The sequence below is a fragment of the Duganella sp. FT27W genome (genome assembly GCF_009295655.1).
GTDB classification, from domain to species: Bacteria; Pseudomonadota; Gammaproteobacteria; order Burkholderiales; family Burkholderiaceae_D; genus Rugamonas; species Rugamonas zoogloeoides.
The window spans coordinates 57604-82064 of record NZ_WHIV01000007.1; the positions used below are offsets into that span (position 1 = coordinate 57604).

A 24461-nucleotide genomic window follows, 5' to 3' on the forward strand; every position below is an offset into this window, starting at 1 on the left:
TGTTACGCTTCGGGCAGGCGCGGAAGCACGAGCCAAACTGCAAATATTATACTGGTTTGCCCGACCCCGGTCACCGCGCGTCGGTATCTGAAACGAGATTTACATCTGCCGCCCGCGCTTATCATCGCCATATGAAAGGTGCTGCTGTATACTGCGCGATCACGGCTGCCGGCCGCCATCTGGAATTAGCATATGAACAAGCAGCGACCGACACTTTCCCTGAAGTCCCCCGCCAAGCCCGCTGCGCCCAAGCTGCGCGCCAGCCACGCGCGCGACCTCAAGCCGGCGCTGCAAACAGGTTTTAATACCGGCCTCAAACCGGATTCCCTCGCATTTTCCCTGATCGGCGCGGCGCAAGCCGTGGCGCTGGTGCGCACCGGCACCAACCTGCCACAGGCGCTGGTGCAGGTGTGGGCCCGCCTCGGTGGCGATGCCACGCCGCAGGCGCGCGGCGCCATGCAGGACATCAGCTACCGCTGCATGCGCCAGCTGGGCCAGAGCGAAACCCTGGTGGGCCTGATGGCCCCGAAAGCCCCCGAGCCGCTGGTGGCGGCCCTGCTGGCCTGCGCGCTGGCGCTGATCAATGCCCCGGACGAGACCGCGCCGTACGAAGAATTCACCGTGGTCGATCAGACCGTGACCGCCGCCGAAGCGCACCCGGACACCGCGCGCGCCAAAGGCATGGTCAACGCCGTGCTGCGCCGCTTCCTGCGCGAGCGCCAGAATCTGCTCGATACCGCGTCGCTGCAGCCGCTGGCCCGTTGGAACTACCCGCAATGGTGGATCGACGCCGTGCGCGCGGCCTGGCCGCAGGACTGGCAGGGCGTGCTCACCACCGGCAACACCGCGCCGCCGCTCACCTTGCGCGTCAACGTGCGTAAAAGCTCGGTGGAAGACTACCTGGCCGTGCTGGAGCAGGCCGGCATGGCCGCCACCCGCATCGGCCCGTCGGCCGTGCGCCTGGTCAGACCGGTGGCCGTCAGCCTGATCCCCGGCTTTAACGACGGCGTGGTGTCGGTGCAGGACGCCGGCGCCCAGCTGGCCGCGCCGCTGCTCGATGTGGTCGATGGCATGCGCGTACTCGACGCCTGCGCTGCCCCGGGCGGCAAAACCTGCCACATCCTGGAACTGGCCAACGTGCACGTGACCGCGCTTGACGCCGACGCCAAGCGGCTGGCGCGGGTGGGCGAAAACCTCGAACGGCTGCAACTGGACGCCGAACTCAAGGCTGCTCCGGCCGAGACCTCGGACTGGTGGGACGGTCAGTTGTTCGACCGTATCCTGGCCGACGTGCCGTGCACGGCGTCGGGCATCGTGCGCCGCCACCCCGATATCCGCTGGTTGCGCCGCAAGGGCGACACGCTCCAACTTGCAACACTTTCGGCCAAAATCCTCGACAACCTTTGGCAGATGCTTGCCCCCGGTGGTAAATTGCTGTTCGTGACATGTTCCTTGTGGCCCCAGGAATCCGAGGCGCAGGCGGCCGCGTTTGCCATGCGCCACGGCGCCGCGCGCCTCGACGCGCCGGGCCAATTGCTTCCCGCCGGTGGCGACGGGCAGGATCACGATGGTTTGTTCTACGCGCTGTTCCAGAAAAATGCGTAACCGTTTTGCCAGCGATTTTGCCCAAGCTTTAGCCACCCCGCACCTGTTGAGCACCGTGACCCTTCGATTTCTGCGCCTGTTGATCGGCCCCTTGCTGCTGCTCCTTGCCTGCGCCATGCCGCAGGCGGCTCGCGCTGCGGACGGCGTCGAGATCAAGCGCGCCTTCGTGGAAGCGACCGAAGAAGGCTACCGCCTGTCGGCCACCTACGGTTTCGACCTCAATCACGGCCTGGAAGACGCGCTGCAATACGGCGTGCCGCTGTACTTCACCACCACCATCGAATTCTCGCGCCCGCGCTGGTACTGGTTCGACGAGAAAGCCATCGTCGCGCGCCAGACCGCCAAGATCTGGTTCAACGTGCTCACCCGCCAGTACACGGTGGGCATCACCGGCAGCGTGGCGCAAAGCTATTCGTCGCTCGACGACGCGCTGTTCCAGATCCGCCGCCCCAACCGCTGGATCGTGGCGCCGCGCGGCGCGCTCAAGGTGGGCGAAACCTATACCGTCAAGCTGTCGATGGGGCTCGACCCCAACTACCTGCCCAAGCCGATCCAGATCAACGCCCTCAACAACAATGAATGGCGCCTGGCGTCGGACAAAAAATCCTTCCTTTACAGGGCCGAATAAGTGAGCAGGATGCTGCGGTACTTTGCGGTCGTCGGCGGCGCCTTCGTCAGCATCCTGCTGTTCCTGCTGGCTTCCGCCTCCGATAACTCCGGCTTCTTCGACCGCTACTATGCCTGGCTGCTGGGCCTGAACGCGGCGGTGGCCGGCGCGCTGCTGCTGCTCGTCGCCATCTCGCTGTTCCGCCTGTACGGCCGTTACAAGGATGGCAAGTTCGGCTCCAAGCTGATGACCCGGCTGGTGCTGCTGTTTGCCGCCATCGGCGTACTGCCGGGGCTGGTGATCTTCCTGGTGTCGGTGCAGTTCGTCTCGCATTCGATCGATTCCTGGTTCAACGTGCCGGTGGAAGAGGCGCTGGAGGCCGGTATCGACCTCAGCCGTGCCGGGCTCGACGCCGCGCTCGGCGAGCTGACCGTGACCGCAGCCCGCGCCACCGAACGGCTGGCCCAGGAACCCACCGGTACCGAGCGCCAGATGCTCGCCGAACTGGTCAAGAATCATCCCGGCATGCAGAACGCCATCATTGTCGATGCCGAAGGCGGCCTGGTGGTCAGCGCCCGCGCCAGTAGCGGCGGCAACCTCAGCGCCGACCTGCCCACCAGGGAGATGATGGCCCGCGCCAAGAGCGAGGTGTCCTACGGTGCACCCGAGGGCGGCAACGAACTGCGCAGCAACCTGATCGATGTCCCCACCGCGCCCGTCAACCAGCCGGACAGCGCCAGCCAGCTGCGCCTGCGCGTGGTGATGGCCATTCCCGAGGTGGTGCGGCCCAACGGCTTCCGCCTGGCGCCGCGCTACCTGCAACTGATCCAGCTGGCGCCCGCCAAGCTCGCTGCCAACGGCGAGACCATCCGCAGTGCCTATTCCAATTACAAGGAACGCTTCGTCGCGCGCGTGGGCTTGCGCAAGATGTATATCGTCACCCTGACGCTGACCCTGCTGCTGGCAGTGTTTGGCGCCATTGCCAGCGCCTTCCTGATCGCCCGCGACCTGGCCCAGCCGCTGTTGCTGCTGGCCGAGGGCACGCGCGCGGTGGCCGAGGGCGACCTGTCGCCACGGCCGATCGTCGCCACGTCCGACGAGCTGGGCACGCTGACGCAATCGTTCAATACCATGACGCGGCAACTGTCGGATGCCCGCAGCGCGGTCGAGCGCAACCGCACGGCGCTGCAAAACGCCAAGGCCCACCTGGAATCGGTGCTGGCCAATATGTCGGCCGGGGTGATGGTGCTCGATGCCGAATTCCACCTGATCAGCTTTAACGATTCGGTCGAGCGCATCCTGCAATTGCCGGGCATGACCATGATCGGTCGCAAGCTCGACGAAGTGGACGGCATGCAGGAGTTCGGCGCCGCCATCGTGGCCGGCTTTGCCGCCCAGAGCGCGCAGTCGGCCGCCGGGCGCACCGCCCAGCGCACGCACTGGCAGCGCCAGATCGAGGTGCCGCGCCGCTCGGCCAGCCTGGACGACCACGATCTGACCCTGCTCACGCGCGGCTCGCGCCTGCCGATCGAGGGCGGCAGCGGCTACCTGGTGGTGTTCGACGATATTTCCGACGTGATTTCGGCGCAGCGCTCGATCGCCTGGGGCGAGGTGGCACGCCGGCTGGCTCACGAAATCAAGAATCCGCTGACGCCGATCCAGCTATCGGCCGAGCGCCTGCAAATGAAACTGGAAAGCAAGCTGGTTTCGCCTGATACCGAGCTGCTGGCCAAGAGCACGACCACCATCGTCAACCAGGTGGCGGCCATGAAGCGCATGGTGGACGACTTCCGCGACTATGCGCGCACGCCGCCGGCGGTGCTGCATCCGCTCGACCTGAACGCGCTGGTGGGCGAAATCCTCGACCTGTACCTGAGCGGCGAGAGCAGCGACATCATCCACCCGCAACTGGCGCAAAACTTGCCGCCAGTCATGGGCGATGCGACCCAGTTGCGCCAGGTCATACATAACCTGCTGCAAAACGCCCAGGATGCCATGGCCGAGTTGCCGGCGGACGCCCCGGCGCCGCGGATTGACGTGGTCACCGAAGCGATTCATTATCGGGGCGCGGACGGTGGCGAACGGATGGCGGTGCGGCTGTCGATCAGCGACAATGGTCCCGGCTTCGCGCCCAAGATCCTGGCGCGCGCATTTGAACCATATGTCACTTCCAAGGCGCGCGGAACCGGCCTGGGCCTGGCGATGGTGAAGAAGATTATCGACGAACACGGCGGCAGAATCGATATCCAGAACCACACTGAAAGAAGTGGCGCGTCCATATTGATTTTGCTGTTAAAGTTAGCGCCGACAATGCAAAATGTTTAATCGAAGTAAGCAACGCATTTAGAAAATAAATAAGCAAACGACGCCGCACGACGGCGACATGTAGAAGGCGAGGGAAGATGGCAAACATACTGGTAGTGGACGATGAGATGGGCATCCGCGAGTTGCTCTCGGAAATCCTCAGCGATGAAGGACACGCAATTCAACTGGCGGAAAACGCCCAGCAGGCGCGCGAGGCGCGTGCCGCCGGTGCACCCGACCTGGTATTGCTCGATATCTGGATGCCCGATACCGACGGCGTGACCCTGCTCAAGGAATGGCAGCGTGATGGTTTGCTGACGATGCCGGTGATCATGATGTCGGGCCACGCGACCATCGATACGGCGGTCGAGGCCACCCGCATCGGCGCACTGAACTTCCTCGAGAAGCCGATCGCGCTGCAAAAACTGCTCAAGGCAGTGCAGGCGGGCCTCACGCGCGCCCAGGAAACCGTGCGCACGCCGCCAGTGGCGCCGCGCCCGGTACTGGCGGCCCAGCCCGAGGAAGCGCCCGGCGCAGCCTTCAATGCACCGAACCCGGCAGCGGCGATTGCCGTGCGCGGCGGCGCCACCGTGGCCGGCGCCGACAACCACTCGTTCAGCCTGTCGTTCGACCTGCCGCTGCGCGAGGCGCGCGATGCGTTCGAACGCATGTACTTCGAGCACCACCTGGGGCGCGAAGGCGGCAGCATGACGCGCGTGGCCGAGAAAACCGGTCTCGAGCGTACCCACCTGTACCGCAAGCTCAAGCAACTGGGTGTGGAGCCGGGCAAACTGGCAAAAAAGGCCGCCTCAGCCCGTGACTGACGTCAACGCCACGGTGGCCGCCGGCCCCCGGGCGCCGGTGCCCACGTGGCTGGTCACGGGCCCCCGCGCCGGTGCGCGCGAGACCGCCATTGCCGCGCTGCTGCAGCCGGGCGTGCCCAGCGCCATCATCCTCGAAGGCCTGTCCGATGGCGGCTCGGCCCTGGTGTTTGAAGATTCCCCTCCAAAATATGCCGCGAATGTTATCCGGATCGCACCCGGCTGTTTGCATTGCAGCGGCAATCTCGTTTTACGGGTAACATTGAACCGTGTGCTGCGCCGTCCCCCCGCTCAGCTCTACATCAGCCTGGCCTCGGCCGAGCACCTGGCACTGCTGCGCGAGTGGCTGTCCGGGCCGCCGTACGATGCTTTGCTGGCATTGCAACCCGATATCGCGGCCTGAAAGCCGGCACTACAGCAAGCCCTTGAATCATCTGCTTTCGGCCCTATTTAACAGGCTGAGAGTGTAACCAAGCAGGCCCCCTGGAGAAAGGAAGCAATATGAATCTCATCTATAACAGCGAGCAGTACAGCGTTGTCGAGTTTGGCGCCGACCGCACTCTGGACGCCTTGCGCTTTGGCGGCTATGAAATCGTCGACAAAGGCGGCAAGCGCGAGATCTTCATCAATGGCGTCCTGGCGCAAAACTTCCGTCGCGATGTCAACGAACTGATCGCCAACGAGCCCACCATGGCTGAAATCGATGAATTTTTGGGCAGTTACGATGAGCTCATGAGTCAGCCGGTGCTGTTGCATTAAGGTATAAATACGGCGCAGGTGCTCTTTATGGCTGCGCATCGGGGGCCGATTCGGTTACGATGCGCACGCCAGCTTCATTTTAAGAGATCATCATGTGCCAACTTCTGGGCATGAACTGCAATGTGCCAACCGACATTGTGTTCAGCTTTACCGGCTTCGCCATGCGCGGCGGCCGCACCGACCACCACCACGACGGCTGGGGTATCGCCTTCTTCGAGGGCGCCGGCGTGCGCCACTTCGTCGATCACCAGGCCGCGATCGCTTCGCCGATTGCCGAGCTGATCAAGAACTACCCGATCAAGTCCACCAACGTCATTGCCCACATCCGCAAGGCCACCCAAGGCCAGGTCGCGCTGGAAAATTGCCACCCGTTCGTGCGCGAGCTGTGGGGGCAATACTGGGTATTCGCCCATAACGGCGACCTCAAGGAATTCAATCCGCTGCTCAACGGCGCTTTCCGCCCGGTGGGCACCACGGACAGCGAGCGGGCTTTTTGCTATATCTTGCAGCAGTTGCGCGCGCGTTTCGGCGAGCAACGGCCCACGCGCGACGATTTGCACGCGGCGCTGCAACCGCTGGTGGCCGAGATCGCCACCCACGGCACCTTCAACATGCTGCTGTCGTCGGGCGGCGAGCTGTTTGCCCATTGCTCCACCCGCCTGTTCTACCTGGTGCGCCAGCATCCGTTCGACACCGCCATGCTGTCGGATGAGGATGTCACCGTCGATTTCGCCCAGGTCACCACGCCGGACGACCGCGTGGCGGTAATCGTCACCGAACCGTTGACCACCAACGAGCGCTGGATTGCCTTCGCACCAGGTGAGCTGAAGCTGTTTATTGATGGCGCCCCGCAACAAACGATGCAAAGCGGCGATTAAAGCGGCGAAACACAATCAGTGATCGCCACATGGGCAGGCATTGCTGTCAAAATGGTAGGCGACCTGCCCAATATTTTTGACTGACGCACATGATCGATCTTTCCGCCAACGACGACGGCGCCCGCAAGCTGCGCGTGCGCGAATTTTACCTGGGCCGCCAGCCCATCCTGGACCGCAACCAGGCGCTGTTCGGATACGAGTTGCTGTTTCGTAACGAGCCGGTGGGGCCGGCGCTGGTCACCGACGAGCTGTCCGCCACGGCGGCCGTGATTGCCCATGCCTCGCAGCTGGGTATGGAACGGACGATCGGCGAGGCCCGCGGCTTCGTCAATGTCGATGCCGACGTGTTGCTGACCGATATCTTCGCCTTCCTGCCACCGCAACGCGTGGTGCTGGAAATCGCCGGCACCGTGGTGGCCACGCCGGAGTTGCTTGAGCGTATGCACGAATTGGCCAGCCACGGTTTCCAGTTTGCCCTGCACGGCGGCCACGAGGCGGGGCAAACCGCTGCCCTGTTGCCGTTGGTGCAATACGTCAAGATGGATGTGCACCACACGCCGCTGTCCACCCTGATGCAGCTGGCGCCGCAGTTCCACCAGCAGCGCAAGAAGCTGGTGGCGGAAAAAGTCGAGACGCGGGAAGAATTCAAGAACGCGCTCGACCTCGGCTTCGACTATTTCCAGGGCTATTATTTTTCCAAGCCTGTGATCATGAGCGGCAAGAAGCTGTCGCCGTCGCAACTGGCGGTGATGGAACTGATGACCCTGGTCACGTCCGACGCCGATAATCCGGAAATCGAGCGCGCCATCAAGCGCGACGTTTCGCTGGCGCTGAACCTGCTGCGACTGGTCAACACCCCGGCCGTGGGTGCGCGCCAGCGCATCGATTCGCTGGGCCAGGCCCTGACCCTGCTGGGCCGGCGCCAGTTGCAGCGCTGGCTGCAAATCATGCTGTATGCCGAACCGAGCAAGCGCGGCCACAGCATGACGCCGCTGCTGATGCTGGCCACCACGCGCGGCCGCCTGCTCGAACTGCTGGCCAGCCGGCTGCGCCCGCGCGAACCGCACGCAGCCGATGTCGCATTCACGGTCGGCATCATGTCGCTGATGGACACGCTGTTTGGCATGCCGATGTACGAAATCCTCGGCCAGATCCCCGTAATTGACGAAGTCGCGGCCGCCTTGCTCGACCGTACCGGTTTCTATGGCGAACTGCTGACCCTGGCCGAGTCGCTGGAACGGATCGAGGAACTCGACCACCAGGTATTGCCCGCGCTGCGTGAGCTGGCGATGAGCCCGGAAGAGCTGGTCGAGCTTGAGCTGGCCGCCTTCGAGTGGAGCGATAACGTCGTCCGCTACGCTTTATGATGGGGCGCTCGTAAACCTACTGCGCGGCCTGCTATCGCCTCTGCGTTGCTCAGCGTACTTCCGTACGCTTGCGCTACTCGAGACGATAGCAAGCCGCTCGCTACGGTTTTCGAGGCACCCCGAGACGGTTGTTGTATGTTTGGGAAAAACGCTAGATTGCTGATTTGTAACTTGCTGCATAGATAGCAAAACGCTATGCTCGTCTGCTGTCAAAACAGCAAGGATGATCATGGCGGCAAGATTACCGGTACTGCTTCAGGTGGACGGCATCAGCAAATCGTATGGCGAGCGGCGGGCGGTCGATGGCGTGTCGTTCCAGGTGCGGCAAGGCCAGACCGTCGGCCTGATCGGCCCCAACGGCGCCGGCAAATCGACAACTGTCGGCATGATCTGCGGCCTGCTGCGTCCCGACACCGGCACCATCACGCTGGACGGTGCGCCGGTCGGGCAGGGCGCCAGTGCCGCCAAGGCCAACATCGGTTATGTGCCGCAAGACCTGGCGCTGTACGAAGACCTGCCCGCCATCGACAACCTCAAACTGTTTGGCGCCCTGTATGGCTTGAAGGGCGCGCACCTCAAGCAGCGTTGCGACGCCGTGCTGGCGCTGGTCAACCTGGCCGACCGCGCGCGCGACAAGCCATCGACCTTCTCGGGCGGCATGAAGCGCCGCCTCAATATCGCCGCCGCGCTGCTGCACGACCCGCAATTATTGATCCTTGACGAACCGACCGTGGGCGTCGATCCGCAAAGCCGCAACGCCATCTTCGACACGCTCGAAACCCTGCAGGCGCAAGGCCGTTCGCTGATCTACACCAGCCATTACATGGAAGAGGTGGAGCGGCTGGCCGACCATATCGTCATCATCGACCACGGCCGCGTACTGGCCGACGAAACCCCGGCCGCGCTGTACCAGCGCCTGCCCGCGCAGGCGGCCTTGCATGCGGAACTGGCCGTGCCGCCCACGGCCGCGCTGCTCGGCGCCTTGCGCGCGCAACCGGGTGTGACCGCCATCCGCACCGAGGGCGCCGCACTCGATATCGACCTCGCTGCCAGCGTGCACGCGGCGCCGGTGCTGGCCTGGCTGGCGGCGCAAGACATCCCGGTGCTGCATTTCGCCACCGCCCGCACGTCGCTGGAAAACATCTTCCTCAACCTTACCGGCCGCAGCCTGCGCGACTGACGGGAACCACCATGACAGCCATCACTCCCTTCCTCGCACTGGTCCGCAAGGACCTGATCCTGTACGTCAACGACAAGCGTGCGCTGATGCTGCACTTGCTGATGCCGGTGCTGCTGGCGGCGATTTTCGGTTCGCTGTTCGGCGGCGCGTCGAAGTCGAATACCGGCAAGATCGACATCGGCCTGGTGGTGCTCGACCAGTCGGCCAGCGGCCGCAAGATCGCCGCCGGCCTGAAAGCCGAAAGCACATTGCGGGTCACCGAGCTGACCGAGGTAGAGGCGCAGGAAAAGGTACGCGCCGGTAAACTCGCGGTCGCGGTGGTGATCCCCGCCGGCTTCGGCGACGCTGCCGACAGCGCGCTGTTTGCCGGCCCCAAGGGAAAAAAACCCGAGCTGCCGCTGTACTACGACCCATCGCAATCGACGGTGCTGGCGATGGTCAAGGGCCTGCTCACGCAGCAGGTGATGCAGACCACCAGTTCGGCCGTAATGGGCAGCGCCGGTGCCGCCACCACCGCCAGGCAGCTGGCCGAAGTGCGCGAGGCGGCCCGCACCGATCCCGCCGCCGCGCAGCTGGGCGACTTCCTCGACAGCCTGAAAAAATTCCAGGACCAGCGCGCGGTGGCGGACGCGGAACAGGCGCGCACCGGCGCCAAAGCCGACTCCGAATTCGAGGCAGGCGGCATGTCGATGCCGTTCGCCACTCGCGACGAGGCCCTGTCCAGCGGCCCCAAATACAATGGCTACGCCCATTCGTTCGGCGGCATGGGCGTGCAGTTCATCCTGTTCATGGGTATCGAGATGGGCATCGCCATGCTGGCCGCGCGCCGGCTCGGGATCTGGAACCGGCTGCTGGCAGCGCCGATATCGCTGGCCACCGTGTTGGCGGGACGCGCGGTGTCGGCGACCGTGATCGCGGTCGGCCTGCTGTGTGCGATCTTCCTGTGTGCGGCGCTGATTTTTGGCGTGCAGGTGGGCAGCCTGGCGGGCTTCCTCGGTGTGGCCGTGGGCTTCGCGCTGGTCACCGCATCGTTCGGCCTGTTGATCGCGGCCTTTGGCAAGACGCCGGAAGCGGCGCGCGGCATCGCCGTGTTTGCGACCCTGATAATGGTGGTGCTGGGCGGCGCGTGGGTGCCGTCGTTCATCTTCCCGCAGTGGATGCAGACGGCCACGCTGGTGATGCCCACGCGCTGGGCCATCGATGGTTTTGACGCCGTCACGTGGCGCGGCCTGGGACTGGCCGGCGCGGCGCCGTCGATCGCGGGGCTGCTGGGGTTTGCGGTGCTGTTCGGCGGACTGGCGGTGGCAAAATTTACCCGCGACGGGCGCGGGTAAATTGGTGCGGTTCTAGTTGTGCTTAACTGAGGTTGGGCGCCAGCCAGCGCTCCACTTCCAGCTTGTCCACGCCACGGCGCGCGGCCATGTCGGTCACCTGGTCGTCGCCGATCTTGCCGACCACGAAATACTTCGATTCCGGGTGCGCAAAATAGAAACCGGAGACGGCGGCGCCCGGGTACATCGCATACGACTCGGTCAGGATCATACCGATATCTTCGGCCTGCATGGTGTTGAACATCTCGCGCTTGACCGTGTGCTCGGGGTTGGCCGGGTAGCCGGGCGCCGGGCGGATGCCCAGGTATTTTTCGGCGATCATCTCGTCGTTGGTCAGTGCTTCGTCCGGCGCATAGCCCCACAAGTCCTTGCGCACGCGCTCGTGCAGGTATTCGGCAAACGCTTCGGCCAGGCGGTCGGCCAGCGATTTGAGCATGATCGACGAGTAGTCGTCGTGCGCATCCTCGAAGCGTTTTTCGTACTTCTCGATGCCCAGGCCGGCCGTCACGGCAAACATGCCGATGTAGTCCTTGACGCCGGAGTCTTTCGGCGCGATGAAGTCGGACAGGCACTGGTTCGGGCGCTGCACGCCATCGACCACCGGTTTGACACCCTGCTGGCGCAGGCCGTAATAGGTGAAGTCCACGGTGGTGCGGGTGTCGTCGGTATAGATCTCGATGTCGTCGTCGTTGACGGTGTTGGCCGGCAGCAGCGAGATCACGCCGTTGGCGGTGAGCCAGCGGCCGTCGATCAGCTTTTTCAGCATGGCCTGGCCTTCCTCGAACACCTTGGTCGCCGCTTCGCCCACCACCTCGTCGGTGAGGATGGCGGGGAACGGGCCGGCCAGGTCCCAGGTCTGGAAGAACGGACCCCAGTCGATGTATTTCGCGATCAGGGCCAGGTCGATATTGCGGAACTCGCGGCGGCCGATGAACTTTGGTTTGACCGGCGCGCAGGCGCCGTCGAACGACAGCTTCATGCGGTTGGCGCGCGCATCCTTGATCGACAGGATCGGCAGCGCCTTCTTGTTGGCGTGCTGTTCGCGGATGCGCTGGTAGTCGTCGGTGATCTCCTGGATGTACTGCTCGCGGCTCTCGGGCGTGAGCAGCGACTGCGCCACCGATACCGAACGCGATGCATCGGGCACGTACACCACGGGGCCTTCGTAGTTGTGGGCGATTTTCACGGCCGTGTGAGCGCGGCTGGTGGTGGCGCCGCCGATCAAGAGCGGAATTTTCAGCATGCGGAAGTGGTCGTCGCGCTGCATCTCTTTCGCCACGTACGCCATCTCTTCGAGCGATGGCGTGATCAGGCCGGACAGGCCGATGATGTCGGCGTTTTCCAGCTTGGCGCGCGCCAGGATCTCGGAGCAGGGCACCATCACGCCCATGTTCACGACCTCGAAGTTATTACATTGCAGTACCACGGTGACGATGTTCTTGCCGATATCGTGGACGTCGCCCTTGACGGTGGCCATGACGATCTTGCCCTTCGGCTTGGCGACGATGCCGGTGCGCTTTTCCTCGGCCAGCTTTTCTTCCTCGATGTACGGGATCAGGTGGGCCACGGCCTGCTTCATCACGCGCGCGGACTTGACCACCTGCGGCAGGAACATCTTGCCCTGGCCGAACAGGTCGCCGACGATGTTCATGCCGTCCATCAGCGGGCCTTCGATCACGTGGATCGGGCGGCCGTTGGCAGCGAGTACCTGCTGGCGCATCTCTTCGGTGTCGTCGGTGATGAACTGGGTGATGCCGTGTACCAGCGCGTGCGCCAGGCGTTTTTCCACCGGCGCGTCGCGCCACTCGAGGTTTTGCGCATCCTGCTTGCCGGCGCCGGCTTTTAAAGTGCCGGCGATGTCGATCATGCGCTCGGTGGCGTCGTCGCGGCGATTGAGCACTACGTCTTCCACCCGTTCGCGCAGTTCGGCCGGCAGGTCGTCATAGACGCCCACCATGCCGGCGTTGACGATACCCATGGTCATGCCGGCCTTGATGGCGTGGTACAGGAACACGGTGTGGATCGCTTCGCGCGCCGGATCGTTGCCGCGGAACGAGAACGACACGTTCGACACGCCACCCGAGATCTTCGCGTGCGGCAGGTTGTCCTTGATCCAGCGGGTAGCGTTGATGAAGTCCACCGCGTAGTTGTTGTGCTCTTCGATGCCGGTGGCAATGGCAAAGATGTTCGGATCAAAAATGATGTCTTCGGGCGGGAAGCCCACGCGGTCCACCAGCAGGCGGTAGGCGCGCTCGCAGATTTCGATCTTGCGCTCGAAGGTGTCGGCCTGGCCTTTCTCGTCGAACGCCATCACGATCACGGCGGCGCCGTAGGCCAGGCACAGCTTGGCCTGGCGGATGAATTCTTCTTCGCCTTCCTTCATCGAGATCGAGTTGACGATCGATTTGCCTTGCACGCATTTCAGACCCGCTTCGATCACCGACCATTTCGACGAGTCGATCATGATCGGCACGCGCGAGATATCGGGTTCGGACGCGATCAGGTTCAAAAAGCGCGTCATGGCGGCGAGCGAATCGAGCATCGCCTCGTCCATGTTGATGTCGATGACCTGGGCGCCGTTTTCCACCTGCTGGCGCGCGACCGACAGCGCTTCGTCGTACTGCTCGTTGAGGATCATGCGCGCGAACGCTTTCGAGCCGGTGACATTGGTGCGCTCGCCCACGTTGACGAACAGCGAATTCTCGTCGATCGTGAAGGGTTCGAGGCCCGACAGGCGCTGCGCCACCGGCACTTGCGGCACGGAGCGCGGCTCGGTCTTGGCCAGGATCTGGCCGATGGCGGCAATGTGGTCAGGCGTGGTGCCGCAGCAGCCGCCGGCGATGTTCACAAAACCGGCTTCGGCGAATTCGCGCAGCAGCGCCGAGGTATCGGCCGGCAGCTCGTCGAAGCCGGTGTCGCTCATCGGGTTGGGCAGGCCGGCATTCGGGTAGATGCAGACAAACGTATCGGCGATCTGCGACAGCTCCTGGGCGTAAGGGCGCATCAGCGCCGCGCCCAGCGCGCAATTGAGGCCGATGGTGAGCGGGCGCGCATGGCGCACCGAGTTCCAGAAGGCCGGCACGGTCTGGCCGGACAGGATGCGGCCCGACGCATCGGTGACAGTCCCGGAGATCATCAGCGGCAGGCGTTCCTGGCCGGGATTCTCGTCGTAGAATTTTTCGATGGCGAACAGCGCGGCCTTGCAGTTGAGCGTATCGAAAATGGTTTCGACCAGCAGCACATCGACGCCTCCTTCGACCAGCGCGCGGGTTTGCTCGTGGTACGCAGCGACCAATTGGTCGAACGTGACGTTACGGGCGGCGGGGTCGTTCACATCCGGCGAGATCGATGCGGTTTTCGGCGTAGGACCCAAGGCGCCGGCCACAAAGCGCGGCTTGTCGGCGCTGCTGTACTTGTCGCACGCGGCGCGCGCCAGCTTGGCCGCCTGCAGGTTCATCTCGTAGGCCAGGTGGGCCATGTGATAGTCGTCCTGGGCGATCGTGGTGGCGCCGAAGGTATTGGTTTCGATCAGGTCGGCGCCGGCCGCCAGGTAGCGCTCGTGGATTTCCTGGATGATCTGCGGCTGCGTCAGCGTGAGCAGCTCGTTGTTCCCCTTGACGAACAGCTCGCGCGCGCCGCTGTCGGCCGGCGCGGCGAAGTCGATGAAGCGCCCTGCGGGTCCGCCACGGTACGCGGTTTCATCGAGCTTGTATTGCTGGATGATGGTGCCCATCGCGCCGTCGAGGATCATGATGCGGCGCGCGAGGATCTCGCGCAGCTGGGCATCGGCCTTGGACATGACGGGACGGAACACGGAGTTATTCATTTGATACCTTCAGAGGATGGGGCAGGGACATCGCGGGTCTAAAATTATACGGCATTGCTGAATAAGCTTCAGCCGACCGCTGCGTTGGAACAACAATCTGCGGTTTTCCGGAAGTCCGAACTGGCTGGCCCGGCTCAGGTAGTGCTATGAAGTAACACCCGCCTACCTTTATACTGGCAGCTCCCTCGTTTAAGGAATTTTTGATGACTATTTCGTCTTTACTCCGCCTGGCGGTCGCCACCGCCGCGCTTGGCCTTACCCTGCAGGCGCAGGCCGAGAGTTTCGCCTCGTCGGCGTCGAGCGCCGGTTCCGCGTCGAGCGGCAGCGTCTCGGACTCGCTGGGCGATTCGAGCAACAGCTCGAGCGGCGACAAGCGCAAGGTGGCCGACGGTAACTACCGCATCCTCGAAATCGGCATCACCCCTGACCGTGCCGACCGCACCCGCCTGACCTTGCAGCGCGAAGGCGAGGGCCAGCAGCGCGTGGTGCTCGATATGCCGCAATCGACGTTCACCCAGCAGAAGCTGGCTGCCGGCGATGCGCTGTATGCGCAGAACCGTGTCTATGGCATCGAGTTCGGCCGCATCGACAACCGCCAGCCGTTCTACCTGGTGCTGGCCGACGAGTGGTATGGCGAGCTGGCCTCGCGTCCGGTCACGCTGTAACGCCTTGAAACGTTTTGCCACGCTGGCGCTGGTCTGGCTGGCCTGGCTGGCGGCTGCCGGCTGCGCCCACGCCGGCAGCACTTCAGGTGCATCGCGCTTCTGCGACCGCTCGCAGGAACTGACGGCCGTCGAACAAAGCCGTCTGCTGCGCTTTGCCGGCGTGCTGCGCGAAGAACTGGCGGGCGCGCAAGAAGAGAGCGTGGCGCTGGTCAGCCGCTCCGGCCTCGATCTTTCCCGCTTCGGCATCCGCTATTCGCACGCGGCGCTGGCCTGGCGTTCCGACGCTGGCGTCTGGGCTGCGCGCCAGCTCTATTACGCCTGCGACGAACGCCGTCCGCGCATCTTCGACCAGGGCCTGGCCGGTTTCGTCATCGGCACCGACGACCCCCACCTCGGTTACATCAGCATCGTGCGCATGCCGCCCGAGGCGGTCCTGGCGCTGCGCCCGGCCTTGCTCGACGGTCCGCGCGTGGGCCACCTGCTGGCCGCGCAGTACAGCGCCAATGCCTATGCCTTCAGCACGCGCTACCAGAATTGCAATCAGTGGGTGGTGGAGATGCTGGCCGCCGGCTGGGGCGACCTGGCCGCCGATGACCATCTGCGTGAACGGGCCCAGGACTGGCTGCGCGAGGCGCGGTACACGCCGGCGCCGGTGCCGGTCGATTCGTGGTGGCTGATGCAGGCCGGCCGTTTCGTGCCGCTGCTGCACCTGGACGACCATCCCGACCACGACCGCGCGGCGCGGCAGCTGGTGGTCAGCTTGCCGGCGGCGGTCGAGCGGTTTATCCGTGGCCGTTTTCCTGCCAGCGAGCGGGTGGAGCTGTGCCACGACGACAAACAGGTGGTGGTGCGTCGCGGCTGGACGCCGATCGCCGACGGCTGTGTTCCCGTACCGGGCGACCGGGTGATATCGCTAACCGATTAAGTGCGCAATCAGGCGATTTCGGAGACAACTTGCGCCAGCGGACGGCGCACTTTTTTCAGGCCGGCCAGCCAGTCGCCTTCGGCTTCGCGGTAGCCCAGCGGCAGGATCACCACGCTTTTCAGCTTGCGTTCGCCCAGGTTCAGGATTTCGTCCACGGCTTTCGGGTCGAAGCCTTCCATCGGGGTGCTGTCCACGCCGTCGAAGGCGGCAGCGACCATCGCCACGCCCAGCGCGATATAGACCTGGCGCGCGGCCGCTTCGGCATTCTGCGCGTCGGTGCGGCCCGCAACGATGGCTTTCAGCTGCTTGCGATAGGCTTCCCAGCCTTCGTTAATGAAGCCGCGCTGCTCGTTGGTCATGTCGAACATCATGTCGATGCGTTCTTCGGTGATGTTGTCCCAGGCCGCGAACACCAGCAAGTGCGACGCTTCGCTCACGCCGGACTGGTTCCACGCCACGGCGCGGATCTTGGCGCGCAGGTCAGGGTTTTTCACGACCAGCACTTCGAACGGCTGCAAGCCGGAGGAGGTGGGCGCCAGGCGGATCGCTTCCAAGATGCGATCGAGCTTGTCCTGCTCCAGGGCTTTGGCGGGATTGTATTTCTTGGTGGCGTAGCGCCAGTTCAGTTTGTCGATCAGGTCGGACATAAAGGGCTCCAGAAGAATTGTGGTTGTCCAGTTTAAGGCAACTTGCAAATCCGCGTACGAGCCCGCCTGAATCGCCTTCTCAAGCGAAGGTTTGTCCTTCGAGCGCGAAGCCCTTGATGAATTCCGCCGCCGGCAGGCGTTTGCCGCCCGGCTTTTGCAGCATGGTCAGGCGCAGCGCACCGCTGCCGCAAGCGACCACGATGCCGTGGGCGTCGGCCGCCAGCACCTGGCCCGGATGGCCGGCGCCTTCGGTGACCTCGGCGCCCCACAGCTTGACGACCACGCCGCCCACGGAACCATGCGCGCCGGGGAACGGATTGAAGGCGCGGATCTTGCGATCGAGTTCGATGGCCGACTGGCTGAAATCGAGCGCCGCTTCTTCCTTGCTGATCTTGGCCGCGTAGTTGACGCCTGCTGCCGGTTGCACCACGGCTTCCAGCTGGCCATGCTTCATCTGATTGAGCGCCTCGACGATCATCTTGCCGCCCAGGGCCGCCAGCTTGTCGTGCACCATGCCGGTGGTGTCGTGCGGGCCGATGGCGATTTTTTCGGTCAGCAGCATGGGGCCGGTGTCGAGGCCTTCTTCCATCTCCATGATGGTGATGCCGGTTTCAAGATCGCCGGCTTCGATGGCGCGGTGGATCGGCGCGGCGCCGCGCCAGCGCGGCAGCAGCGAGCCGTGGATGTTCAGGCAGGGCTTGATGTCGAGCGTGCTGACCGGCAGGATCATGCCATAGGCGGCCACCACCATCACCTCGTACGGCGTGGACAGCAGGCGCTCATGCGCAGCCAGGGCCTGCTCGGCGCGCACGGGGTCTTTGCTGTCGGTGCGCAGCGACAGCGGCTGCAACACTTCCAAGCCGTGCGCCACCGCGTACTGCTTGACGGCGGACGGCTGCAATTGCATGCCGCGGCCGGCGGGGCGGTCGGGCTGGGTGAGCACCAGCGCGATCTCGAAGCCTGCTTCGTGCAGGGCTTGTAGGGCGACGGCGGCAAACTCCGGGGTGCCGGCAAAGACGATCTTCATCTGCTCTTTCTTTATTAGTAGCGACGACCCTGGGCGCGCAGCGCCGCTTCGCGTTCCATGCCGCGTTCTTCCTTTTGCAGCTTGGCCTTGATGCGGTTGCGCTTGAGTGGCGACAGGTATTCGACGAAGACCTTGCCTTTCAGGTGATCCATTTCGTGCTGGATGCACACGGCCAGCAGGCCATCGGCTTCCACTTCGAACGGCTGGCCCTTGACGTCGAAGGCGCGTACCTTGACCTTCGACGGACGCTCGACGCCGTCGTAGATGCCCGGCACCGACAGGCAGCCTTCGTCGTAGACTTGCTTGTCGTCGCTGGCCCACAGGATTTCCGGGTTGATGTACGCGACCAGCGCGTTTTTCTCTTCGGTGATGTCGATCACGACCACCTGCTCGTGCACGTCCACCTGGGACGCGGCCAGGCCGACGCCGGGGGCGTCGTACATGGTCTCGGCCATGTCGGCCACCAGTTGCTCGAGGCGCGCATCGAAAACCGTGACCGGCTTGGCAACCTTGTGCAGGCGTGGATCGGGGTAACGCAGAATGTTCAGGATGGCCATATATTTAATGAGTACGGTAAACGCGCAATCACGCCGGGGGCGGGCGCTGTTTTGCTTGCTAGTTCAGGGGTTTGTGGGCAGAATTTGATTCAATACAGGCAACGCTTGCTGCCGCATCGATTGGATCGCGAATGAAAAATTTTATCACAGTCGGCCCATGCTTAGCGGCAGCCATGCTATTTAGCGCGGTCCCGGCCATGGCAGCCCCGGCCAGCTGCCAGTTCCGCACCGATGCCCCCGACCGCCACGTGGTCGTGCGCGGCGATACCTTGTGGGATATCGCCGGCAAGTTTCTCCAGCAACCGTGGTGCTGGCCCACCGTGTGGGACATGAACCGCGACGAGATTGCCAACCCGCACTGGATTTACCCGGACCAGGTGATCTGGTTCGACCGCGCCGCCGGCCGCCTGCGGCTCGGTGACAACACTGGCGCGCAAAATACGCCGGCGGTGCCCACCGAACGCCGCTCGCCAGCCGTGCGCAGCAGTGCCGTTGGCGCCGCTGCCATCCCCTCGATTCCGCCCGGCGCGATCGAGCCGTTCCTGTCGCAGCCGTTGATCATTGAAAACGACGAACTGGCCCGCGCGCCGCGCATCGTCGCCACCGAAGACGGCCACGTCTTTATTGGCGAAGGCGACAAGGCTTATGTTCGGGGCGACCTCGGCGGCGCCACCACGTTCCAGGTGTATCGCCCGGGCCGGCCCTTGAAAGACCCGGACAGCGGCCAGGTGATCGCCCACGAAGCCTATTATTTAGGCACGGTGACGGTGCAGCCGGCCGCGCCCGGCAGCGACGTGCACACGGCGCGCGTGACCAGCACCAAAGAGGAAATGGGCAAGGGCGACCAGTTGAAACCGCTGGCGCCGGTGCCGGCGCAACACTACGCGCCGCACGCGCCCGCCACCCGGATCGACGCCAAGGTGCTGGCCGTGCACGGCGGCGTCACGTATGCCGGGCGGCACCAGGTGGTCAGCATTAATCGCGGCAAGCTTGACGGACTCGATATCGGCTCGGTGCTGCGCCTGTACCATGCGGGAAGAACTGTGCGCGACGCGACCGCCCCTACGGGCTGGTTCGGCCGCGAACAGCAGGTCAGGTTGCCCGACGAACAGGTGGGCAACCTGTTTATCTTCCGCGTGTTCGGCCGCGTGTCTTACGGCCTGATCATGCAGGCGACAGCGCCCGTGGTCGTAGGCGACGCCGCCACCTCGCCGGAGTGAGAACCTATGTCAGTAGGGAGCAGGCAGTGGATTGCGATGGATCGGCATCGGGGCCAAGGCGCGAGGAAGAAGCATGGCGTTCCATGCGATGACGAGCAACGCCGGCCCCGTTGGCGAGACGCGCAAGCAGCGCCTTGCTCACTGCTGAGATAGGTTCTCAATTCTGCCGTGCAAGCCACGGAATTTTCTCTACTCCCCACGGCGTCCGCGCTGGCGGCCTGGCTGCGCCTGGAGCAAACCGATGGCGTGGGCCTGATGACGGCGCATGCGCTGCTCGAACGCTTCGGCACGCCGGAAGCGATTTTCCAGGCCGGGTACGACACGCTGCGCGCCGTCGTCAAGCCCGCCAGGGCCCGCGCCCTGCTGGCGCCGCCGCCGGTCTATCTCGATCAGCAAGTGGAAGCGGTGCAAGCCTGGCGCGCCCAGCCGGGCAACCTGCTGCTTACCTACGATCATCCCGAATATCCGGCGCTGCTGCGGCAGATTGCCGCCGCGCCGCTCATGCTGTACGTCAAGGGCAATCCGGCGCTGCTGCACCGCCTGTCGGTGGCCATGGTGGGTTCGCGCAATGCCAGCCTGATGGGCATGCAGAACGCCGAGCGCATGGCGCGCGCGCTGTCGGAGGCGGGCGTGACCATCGTTTCCGGACTGGCGCTGGGCATCGACGCTGCCGCCCACGCCGGCGGCCTGGCGGGCGCGGGCGGCACGGTGGCCGTGATCGGTACCGGCGCCGACCGAATCTATCCCGCCAGCAACGAGATGCTGGCCCGCCGTATCGCCGAGCAGGGCTGCATCGTCAGTGAATATGCGCTGGGCACGCCGCCCCTGCGTGACAACTTCCCAAGGCGTAATCGAGTGATCAGCGGCCTGGCGCGCGCGGTGCTGGTGGTGGAGGCGGCGGCCAGGTCCGGTTCGCTAATCACGGCGCGGCTGGCCGTCGCCCAGGACCGCGACGTGTATGCAATGCCGGGCTCGGTCCATGCAACCTTGTCGAAAGGTTGCCACCGGCTGATCCGCGACGGCGCCAAGCTGGTGGAGACGGCAGCTGACGTGTTGTCGGAATTGAATATGGGCGTTGATGCAGTGGCAACAGGGTCGCATTTTGACGACAGTTTTGTCGATCGCGTGCTGATCGCCATGGGCGACGAACCGATCCGCGCCGAGACCCTGGCTGTGCACTTGCAGCAATCCGCTGCCGAGCTGCAAGGGCAGTTGCTGGCGCTGGAGCTGGCCGGCCTGCTGGAAAGGTTGCCGGGCGGCTGGTTTCAACGGCTGCGTTCGTAAAATGTGTTGCACACGGTAAATGGGTCGCTACTTGTGTCCGATCTGTTTTAACTGATAGAGTAGAGCCATGTTCGACATCCTAGTTTATCTCTACGAGACGTATTACCGTCCCGATGCCTGCCCGGAACCGGAGGCATTGGCCAAGAAGCTGTCGGCTGTCGGTTTTGACGACGTCGAGATCTCCGAGGCGCTGGTATGGCTTAACGATCTCACGGCCATGGCCGGCGTCGAGCACTCGCTCACCGCCGCTTCCACCGGCATGCGGATTTACGTCGACGAAGAGCGCGATGTGCTGGGCACCGATGCAATCGGTTTCATCCAGTTTCTCGAATCGGCCAAGGTACTCACGCCGCTGCAGCGCGAAATCGTCATCGAGCGCGCGTTGTCGCTGGAAGAAGCGCCCGTGTCGCTCGGCCAGCTGAAGGTGATCGTGCTGATGCTGCTGTGGAGCCAGGGCAAGGAACCGGACGCGCTGATGTTCGATGACTTGTTTGGTGCCGATGACGACGCCCCCCCTCGTCTTCTCCACTAAGCAAACCCGCGTGTACCGTTAGCCGCCGCGCCGTCATACCCGCGCAGGCGGCTATCCAATTTTCACGCTATCATTCCGACAACACTGTCACGCCACCCCCTTGCCATCGACGACGCAAAAGTGCAGACTGCGGCGCGATCCATGTATGATGCGCATGCTAAACCACCCCAAGTGTTAAAAAACGAGATACCAAATATGAGCAAAACCCTCATCATCGCCGAGAAGCCATCTGTCGCGAACGACATCGCGAAGACGCTTGGCGGCTTTACCAAGCACGATGAGTACTTTGAATCCGACGAGTACGTGCTGTCCTCCGCCGTCGGTCACCTGCTGGAAATTGCCGTGCCGGAAGAGTACGACGTCAAGCGCGGCAAATGGAGCTTTGCCCACCTGCCGATGATCCCGCCATACTTCGCGCTCAATCCGATCGCCAAGACCGAATCGCGCCTCAAGGTACTGAACAAGCTGATCAAACGTAAAGACGTGTCCGCCCTGATCAACGCCTGCGATGCCGGGCGCGAAGGGGAGCTGATTTTCCGCCTGATCGCGCAAAACGCCAAGGCCAAGCAGCCTGTGAAACGCCTGTGGCTGCAATCGATGACGCCGGGCGCGATCCGCGACGGCTTCACCCAGCTGCGCAGCGACGAAGAAATGATGCCGCTGGCCGACGCCGCCCGCTGCCGCTCGGAAGCCGACTGGCTGATTGGCATCAACGGCACCCGCGCCATGACCGCGTTCAACTCGAAAGAGGGCGGTTTTTATTTGACCACCGTGGGCCGCGTGCAAACGCCGACCCTGTCGATCGTGGTCGAGCGTGAAGAGAAGATCAAGAAGTTCGTGCCGCGCGACTACTGGGAAGTACGCGCCGAGTTCGTGTGCGCCGCCGGCGTGTACGAAGGCCGCTGGCTCGACACCAAGTTCAAGAAGGACGACAACGATCCGGAAAAACGCGCCGAGCGCCTGTGGAGCAAGGCTGCCGCCGACAGCATCGCGCTGGCTTGCCGTGGCAAGCAGGGCGTGGTCACCGAAGAAGCCAAGCCGACCACGTCGATGGCGCCGGCGCTGTTCGACCTGACCAGCCTGCAGCGTGAAGCAAACTCGCGTTTCGGCTTCTCGGCCAAGAACACCCTGGGCCTGGCCCAGGCGCTGTACGAAAAACACAAGGTACTGACTTATCCGCGTACCGACTCGCGCCACCTGCCCGAAGACTATATGGACACGGTCAAGCAGGCGCTGGAGACGGTCAAGGAGAATTCGAACTACCACCAGTTCGCCAAGCAGATCCTCGACAAGGGCTGGGTCAAGCCGAACAAGCGGATTTTCGACAACACCAAGATCTCGGATCACTTCGCAATCATCCCGACCACGATTGCGCCGAAAAACCTGTCCGAGCCGGAACAGAAGCTCTACGACCTGGTCACGCGCCGCTTCATGGCCGTGTTCTTCCCGGCTGCCGAGTTCCAGGTCACCACCCGTTACACCGAAGTGTCGGGCCACCAGTTCAAGACCGAAGGCAAGGTCATGACCAACCCCGGTTGGCTGGCGGTGTACGGCAAGGAAACTTCGGACGACGAAAAAGGTGACAAAGCCAACGGCAACAAGAACATCGTGCCGGTCGCCAAGGGCGAAAAAGTGCTGACCGACAAGGTCGATGCCAACGGCCTGGTCACCAAGCCGCCTGCGCGCTACACCGAGGCGACCTTGCTGTCGGCCATGGAAGGCGCGGGCAAGCTGGTGGAAGACGACGAGTTGCGCGATGCGATGGCCGGCAAGGGCCTCGGTACGCCAGCCACGCGCGCCGCCACCATCGAGGGCTTGATCAGCGAGAAATACCTGCTGCGCGAAGGCCGCGAACTGATGCCGACCGCCAAGGCGTTCCAGCTGATGACCTTGCTGCGCGGACTCGGCGTGAACGAGCTGACCGCGCCGGAACTGACCGGCGAGTGGGAATACAAGCTGTCGCAAATGGAAAAGGGCAAGATTTCGCGCGATGAATTCATGCGTGAAATTGCCCAGATGACGCAGGTCATCGTCAAGCGCGCCAAGGAATACGACAACGACACCATCCCGGGCGAATATGCCACCTTGGTGACGCCGTGCCCGAACTGCAATAGCGTGGTCAAGGAAAACTACCGCCGCTTTGCCTGCACCAAGTGCGATTTCTCGATGAGCAAAACGCCGGGCAGCCGCCAGTTCGAAATCCCCGAAGTGGAGCAATTGCTGCGCGACCGCACCATCGGCCCGCTGCAAGGCTTCCGCTCGAAGATGGGCCGGCCGTTTGCCGCCATCCTGCGCATCGTCCGCGACGAAGAAATCAAGAACTTCAAGCTCGAGTTCGACTTCGGCCAGAACGACGATTCGGAAGATGCGGAACCGGTCGATTTCACCGGCCAGACCGCGCTCGGACCTTGCCCCAAGTGCAATGGCGGCGTGTACGAAATGGGCCTGGCCTATGTTTGCGAACAAACCGTGGCGAAACCGAAAGGTTGCGATTTCCGCAGCGGCCGCATCATCCTGCAACAGGAAATCCTGCCCGAACAAATGGCCAAGCTGCTCAACGACGGCAAGACCGATTTGCTGCCAGGCTTTGTCTCGCAGCGTACGCGTCGGCCGTTCAAGGCCTTCCTGGTAAAAGGCAAGGACGGCAAGATCAGCTTCGAGTTCGAAGAGCGCAAAGCCAAGGCCCCGGCCAAGGGCAAGGCCGCAGCGAAAGCTGAGCCGGAAGCCGAAGGCGGCGAGGAAGCGGCAGTCGCCAAGAAAGCCCCGGCCAAGAAGGCGCCTGCCAAGAAAGCCACCGCCACCAAGGCAACCGCTGTCAAGAAGCCGGCCGTCAAGAAGGCCGCGCCTAAAAAAGCGGCAGCTGCTGCCGAATAAGCTGGTAGCGAGCCGGGCAAAAAATGATGGGCACCTGCGGGTGCCCATTTTT

Annotated in this window: 20 protein-coding genes; 16 read left to right on the top strand and 4 right to left on the bottom strand. The window is 63.7% G+C overall.

The annotated features are described in order from the left end of the window. The first annotated feature begins 192 nt into the window (after positions 1-192). From rsmB to F8197_RS27590, 10 genes are all read left to right on the top strand, one after another. The gene (gene rsmB, locus F8197_RS27545) at positions 193-1605 is read left to right on the top strand and encodes a 16S rRNA (cytosine(967)-C(5))-methyltransferase RsmB (RefSeq protein WP_152885210.1); all 1413 of its coding nucleotides are present in this window, start codon (positions 193-195) and stop codon (positions 1603-1605) included. After that, positions 1598-2233: a DUF4390 domain-containing protein gene (locus tag F8197_RS27550; protein WP_152885212.1), complete on the top strand. Its 636-nt coding sequence runs from the start codon at positions 1598-1600 to the stop codon at positions 2231-2233. The genes rsmB and F8197_RS27550 overlap by 8 nt, the downstream gene beginning before the upstream one ends. A 9-nt stretch (positions 2234-2242) precedes the next feature. Beyond that, a complete protein-coding gene (locus tag F8197_RS27555) occupies positions 2243-4537 on the top strand; it encodes an ATP-binding protein (protein ID WP_152885214.1) in 2295 nt (764 codons plus the stop codon). A 77-nt stretch (positions 4538-4614) separates the two neighbouring features. Beyond that, entirely contained in the window at positions 4615-5340 is a 726-nt protein-coding gene (locus F8197_RS27560; RefSeq protein ID WP_019924428.1) for a response regulator, read from the top strand. Next, complete coding sequence (locus tag F8197_RS27565; RefSeq protein ID WP_373997002.1) at positions 5333-5740, top strand: GTPase; 408 nt, start codon at positions 5333-5335, stop codon at positions 5738-5740. The genes F8197_RS27560 and F8197_RS27565 overlap by 8 nt, the downstream gene beginning before the upstream one ends. Before the next feature lie 98 nt (positions 5741-5838). Then, positions 5839-6096, top strand: coding sequence for a DUF3567 domain-containing protein (locus F8197_RS27570; protein WP_019924426.1), 258 nt, complete (start codon positions 5839-5841; stop codon positions 6094-6096). Positions 6097-6188: 92 nt separating this feature from the next. After that, on the top strand, positions 6189-6974 hold the full coding sequence (locus F8197_RS27575; protein ID WP_056141753.1) for a class II glutamine amidotransferase: 786 nt from the start codon (positions 6189-6191) through the stop codon (positions 6972-6974). 89 nt (positions 6975-7063) lie between these two features. Beyond that, positions 7064-8341: an EAL and HDOD domain-containing protein gene (locus F8197_RS27580; RefSeq protein ID WP_152885216.1), complete on the top strand. Its 1278-nt coding sequence runs from the start codon at positions 7064-7066 to the stop codon at positions 8339-8341. A gap of 229 nt (positions 8342-8570) precedes the next feature. Next, on the top strand, positions 8571-9521 hold the full coding sequence (locus F8197_RS27585) for an ABC transporter ATP-binding protein (RefSeq protein ID WP_152885218.1): 951 nt from the start codon (positions 8571-8573) through the stop codon (positions 9519-9521). An 11-nt stretch (positions 9522-9532) separates the two neighbouring features. Continuing rightward, positions 9533-10855, top strand: coding sequence for an ABC transporter permease (locus tag F8197_RS27590; protein ID WP_152885219.1), 1323 nt, complete (start codon positions 9533-9535; stop codon positions 10853-10855). A gap of 22 nt (positions 10856-10877) precedes the next feature. Here the strand turns inward: F8197_RS27590 and metH are convergent, their stop codons facing one another. Further along, a complete protein-coding gene (metH, locus tag F8197_RS27595) occupies positions 10878-14651 on the bottom strand; it encodes a methionine synthase (RefSeq protein WP_152885306.1) in 3774 nt (1257 codons plus the stop codon). A gap of 230 nt (positions 14652-14881) precedes the next feature. On the opposite strand from metH, the gene F8197_RS27600 reads away from it, so the two are divergent. Next, positions 14882-15343, top strand: a complete 462-nt coding sequence (locus F8197_RS27600) for a hypothetical protein (protein WP_056141742.1) — start codon at positions 14882-14884, stop codon at positions 15341-15343. Beyond that, positions 15309-16268, top strand: a complete 960-nt coding sequence (locus F8197_RS27605; RefSeq protein ID WP_152885221.1) for a DUF2145 domain-containing protein — start codon at positions 15309-15311, stop codon at positions 16266-16268. Before F8197_RS27600 ends, F8197_RS27605 begins: the two co-directional genes overlap by 35 nt. Positions 16269-16276: 8 nt before the next feature. Here F8197_RS27605 and F8197_RS27610 read toward each other — a convergent pair whose 3' ends face one another. The 3 genes from F8197_RS27610 to def all read right to left on the bottom strand — a co-directional run bounded on the left by F8197_RS27610 (position 16277) and on the right by def (position 18499). Beyond that, on the bottom strand, positions 16277-16915 hold the full coding sequence (locus tag F8197_RS27610; RefSeq protein WP_152885223.1) for an NAD(P)H-dependent oxidoreductase: 639 nt from the start codon (positions 16913-16915) through the stop codon (positions 16277-16279). Between the two features lie 79 nt (positions 16916-16994). Next, complete coding sequence (fmt, locus tag F8197_RS27615; RefSeq protein WP_152885225.1) at positions 16995-17942, bottom strand: methionyl-tRNA formyltransferase; 948 nt, start codon at positions 17940-17942, stop codon at positions 16995-16997. 14 nt (positions 17943-17956) lie between these two features. Continuing rightward, the gene (gene def / locus F8197_RS27620) at positions 17957-18499 is read right to left on the bottom strand and encodes a peptide deformylase (RefSeq protein WP_152885227.1); all 543 of its coding nucleotides are present in this window, start codon (positions 18497-18499) and stop codon (positions 17957-17959) included. Positions 18500-18696: 197 nt separating this feature from the next. Between def and F8197_RS27625 the strand changes: the two genes are divergently transcribed. The 4 genes from F8197_RS27625 (at position 18697) to F8197_RS27640 (ending at position 24409) form a co-directional block, all read left to right on the top strand. Next, positions 18697-19719, top strand: coding sequence for a LysM peptidoglycan-binding domain-containing protein (locus tag F8197_RS27625; protein WP_152885229.1), 1023 nt, complete (start codon positions 18697-18699; stop codon positions 19717-19719). Positions 19720-19887: 168 nt separating this feature from the next. Continuing rightward, the gene (gene dprA / locus F8197_RS27630) at positions 19888-21003 is read left to right on the top strand and encodes a DNA-processing protein DprA (RefSeq protein WP_373997003.1); all 1116 of its coding nucleotides are present in this window, start codon (positions 19888-19890) and stop codon (positions 21001-21003) included. A 67-nt stretch (positions 21004-21070) separates the two neighbouring features. Then, positions 21071-21535, top strand: coding sequence for a DUF494 family protein (locus F8197_RS27635; RefSeq protein WP_019924413.1), 465 nt, complete (start codon positions 21071-21073; stop codon positions 21533-21535). 195 nt (positions 21536-21730) lie between these two features. Further along, positions 21731-24409: a DNA topoisomerase III gene (locus F8197_RS27640; protein ID WP_152885231.1), complete on the top strand. Its 2679-nt coding sequence runs from the start codon at positions 21731-21733 to the stop codon at positions 24407-24409. Positions 24410-24461 lie beyond the last annotated feature (52 nt).